The sequence below is a fragment of the Caballeronia sp. genome (assembly GCF_049581465.1).
In the GTDB taxonomy this organism is placed as follows: domain Bacteria; phylum Pseudomonadota; class Gammaproteobacteria; order Burkholderiales; family Burkholderiaceae; genus Caballeronia.
The window spans coordinates 1-3,553 of the sequence record NZ_JBAUSA010000872.1; the positions used below are offsets into that span (position 1 = coordinate 1).

4 protein-coding genes are annotated in these 3,553 nt (G+C 58.4%); all 4 read right to left on the bottom strand.

Going from position 1 to position 3,553, the window contains the following annotated elements; genetic code table 11:
• Positions 1-123: 123 nt before the first annotated feature.
• Positions 124-741, bottom strand: a complete 618-nt coding sequence (locus WCA53_RS21355; protein ID WP_423915327.1) for a YsnF/AvaK domain-containing protein — start codon at positions 739-741, stop codon at positions 124-126.
• Positions 742-1,127: 386 nt separating this feature from the next.
• Entirely contained in the window at positions 1,128-1,589 is a 462-nt protein-coding gene (locus tag WCA53_RS21360) for a YsnF/AvaK domain-containing protein (RefSeq protein WP_423915330.1), read from the bottom strand.
• 58 nt (positions 1,590-1,647) lie between these two features.
• On the bottom strand, positions 1,648-2,367 hold the full coding sequence (locus tag WCA53_RS21365) for a hypothetical protein (RefSeq protein WP_423915335.1): 720 nt from the start codon (positions 2,365-2,367) through the stop codon (positions 1,648-1,650).
• 893 nt (positions 2,368-3,260) lie between these two features.
• On the bottom strand, positions 3,261-3,440 hold the full coding sequence (locus tag WCA53_RS21370) for a hypothetical protein (RefSeq protein ID WP_423915332.1): 180 nt from the start codon (positions 3,438-3,440) through the stop codon (positions 3,261-3,263).
• Between the last annotated feature and the right edge of the window lie 113 nt (positions 3,441-3,553).

Genomic DNA, 3,553 nt, shown 5'->3' on the forward strand with positions numbered 1-3,553 from the left:
AAACTATCCAGGGCCAACTCGCTTCACGCGGGCTATTGTTTGCGAAGTGCTGGACTCTTATTGAGAAGTCGTTGCAAATGAACGGCGGCCCGAAGGCCGCCGATCCGATGAGGTATGGGCTTTTTATTGAGTCTTCGGTGTGGTGGCGTCCGGGCGCAGTTGGGGTTCTTGCCCTGCCACGCGCTCGACCTCCACATCCGTGCCGCGCACGGTGTCGTTCACGGTCTCGGTTCGAGCGCTTGATTCCTTGCCGACAACGACCTCTTCAACCACGCGTGCGGTTTTTGCGACGACCGGTTCTTCCGCGGTTTCGCGCACTTCGACGAAGCCTTCCTTCAGGTCTGCTGCAGTCGCCGGGCGGTCAACCGGACGGCGTTCGATCGTGGCGTGTTCTTCGCGCAGGTTCACCGACTGGCTGACCGGCGTTTCGGTCAACCGGGAATAGACCCGAACGCCGCCCGTCGATACCTCACGCTTGCCCACTGCGAGTTCTTCCTTGACGACCGGAAACGCCTGGCGATCCGCTGCAATTTGGTCCGCCGTATATGCAGGAACGCTGCTGTCGTAGGCATCATAGCCCGAGCTTCTCCACTGCGACACGCGTTCGTCGATATCGAGGGCGCCGGCACCATTGAGCGTCGCGCGAACACCATTCACTTGCGAGGGGTCCGCCACGTCCACCGACAGCAACGCATGCCCGCGGCGAATGGACTCGTGGTAGTGGTTCACTTCTTCGGGCATATCATCATCGCCGAACAATCGTTTAAAGAAGTGGGCGATGCCCCCTGAAGTGTGGTTTCGCGTCTCGCTAGTCGGACGGTCTGCGGCAACGGCTCGCGTTGTGCCCACGTCGGCGGTCCCGAGGGAGGCATCCGGCGCTTGCATTGAACCATCTAGCGCTTGCGTTGAATCGTCCTGCGCATGAATGTTGATGTCGGACCGAGCGATGCCGTCCCGCGTCAAACGATCTGCGGCGTTGTGAGCGTCATCAAGAGAATTAAATAAACCAATAAGAGTTTGTGTCATTGCGGTAGCTCCAGCGAAGAAAGGCCATCGACGGCCGGTGAGGGATGTACTCAAGGGATTGCATGAGCATGGGTCCATGCAACGGCCGTTCCTGCGTCGAGCTAAACGGGATCATTTTTTTCCCGATGCCATTCTCCATCCATACCGGATCGACGTTCAACGACCAATTCTTCATTATTCATGAGCACGTTTTGGAAGACTTCCTGCTGCGACTCGGTGGTCGTCACGTGCACCTCTTCTTTTAACGTCAGTTGCATGGTGATGATCGGAACGTACTCAAAGACAGGGATGATGAGCGTATCGCCGTCCTGGCGAGGCTCGAACTTTTCCTCTACCGGGCGATTGATGGCGAAACGCTTGACTTCAACCGTTTGACTTCGCAGGCTCACGGGAATCGGTTGCATCTCCTCGTGCACGATCTTGTGAATCCGGACAGCGCCGATCTCTGTTGTTTTCACCCCCACTTCGAGTTCTTCCTGGACTGCGGCGATCTGGATCTCATCGACGTGAACGCCATCAGCGGGCGGGGGATTAGCGGACGTGGGCTTCGCACTCTGTACCATCGCTATGCTCCAAAGAAAAGGGCCGAAGCAGTTGCTTCGGCCGACCTACGTGAAAAACTTAGAGACGTTCGGTTGCTGGACGCGTCACGCGGCTACGCGCGGGAACGGCATCGTTGCCAACGGCTGAGCCGCCGACGTCCTCAAAGGGAGGCTGATGACGGAATCCGGCGTCCCCAGAAACGATTGCGATGATGGCACCCACGATGAGGGCGGCAAAAGAGAACCAGCTTGCGCGAGCGACGCTTCGCGCCGCAGTATGAGCAACCTGTCGCGCATCTTGTTGCGCTTCAGGGCTCGACGCCGCTGGCGCGGCTGACGCAACCGCCGCCTGCACCTGCTGCTTGGCCGAATTAATCATCGACGGGTCCATGTTGGCTTGGTTCGCAACCGTTGCCCCATCTTGTGCGCTCGTGGCGGCCACGCTGCCGACTGTGCTCACCGCACCTCCGATCAACGAGGTCATACCGAAGACAATCAATAGGGTCATAACTGCCCAGGACAGCAGTCCATGCAGCCACCCAAGCACCGGCGCGCAGCGACCGGCAAAGTACGACCCAATAAAGACAGCTGACACCGTCGTCACGATCACCCAGACGCCCGAGCCAAATCCGAACCCGTGTAAAGGATTGGGCTGGGACAACGGGGAGAGAAGCGAGGCCCCAATGGCGGTGCCAAGCACGCTCATGATCAGATAAACAATAGACGAGAGGATTACGCCGGCAATCACAGAGCCCCATGAGAGGCGCGGCAGTCCGTCTTGGGTGGTGAGCAGTTTCATATGTCTTCCTGAGTGGGAGTAGAAGCCGTGGGACATCCTGTTTCTTGCCACGCGAATGCGTGCAGTAACATCGAGCAAGCCCTATGCCGCATTGGTCGTTCGGCCACGACGCTTCCTCCGAGTGCAACGCCATTCCGAAGCCAGGCGATGGGATTACCGTTGAAGGGCGACGCTCGACCTTGCTCACCCCCGCAGACAAAATTTCGTCGGGCATGCCCGGCGCTCGGTTGTTTCCTGAACGAGGGGCATGGAAAACGATCATAAAAACCCGCGTGCGGCCGTTTGGACGTCGCGCCGAGTTGCGCACGGCGCTTCCAAAATACGGGTGTTGGTCGGACGACAACGTCTCAGCCGCACTGGCGCTGCCGACCTATGTCTCGCTTGAGGGGATGGGAGTGGGAGGCGGCGTTTGGCGGACATGTTGCTGTGTCCCTCGCCACTGAGTTCAAGCCACACGTGATCATCATGGACATATCGATGCCGGGCTGGAACGGCTACCAGGCGGCGCTGGCCTTTCGAACGAGGTTGCAATCGTTGTGTTCCCGTATTGGAGGAAGCCGAACTGCGCCGACCCCCGTGGACGCGCCGTAGACACGAGTTAGACGCTTATTACCAAAAGCAAAAATGACCGGGATAATGAAATGAAGATGGTATCGGGCGGCGTGCGCTACCGCTCCACTCGGTAACTTTTTGGAAGGCGAGTGCGTGCCTGACGAAATACGCTGCGCGCTGTAATGGGTCGGCGAAGCAATCGAACTTCAAGCGGAATCGAACAGGTGCGCGCCGCGCTTGCAGATGGCGTCGGGGCGCCAACCTGAACATGTGGAACGTTAGGACGATGTACAGGATGCCGCCAACACACTTTGGGTAACACGGAGAAGGTGAGGCGAGGCTCAGACGAAGGTGTTTGCCTTCACGTCTTCCTCGAATTGAACGGTCCAAGGCACTTCGCCGCCGCCATCATAGGCGCGCGTGATCGAGCCAAATTGAACGAGGACCGAGCGAAAGTGAGGTTCGACCCCAACGTCGCCAGCGATCTCATCAGTGAACGATACATTGAAGTGCTCGGGCACAAGCTTGGCGTCGGCGCAGATGTCTAGAAGCTCTGTCTGCTCGCCGTCCGGCAGATCATCTCAATGCCTTCAACCAGATGCGTGCCGCAAACGGATTGAGTAATGCGTACATC

Coding starts and splice junctions, on each gene's coding strand:
- WCA53_RS21355 (WP_423915327.1), bottom strand. CDS start 741: ATGCCCGAAGAAGTGAACCACTACCACGAGTCCATTCGCCGCGGGCAT.
- WCA53_RS21360 (WP_423915330.1), bottom strand. CDS start 1,589: ATGGTACAGAGTGCGAAGCCCACGTCCGCTAATCCCCCGCCCGCTGAT.
- WCA53_RS21365 (WP_423915335.1), bottom strand. CDS start 2,367: ATGAAACTGCTCACCACCCAAGACGGACTGCCGCGCCTCTCATGGGGC.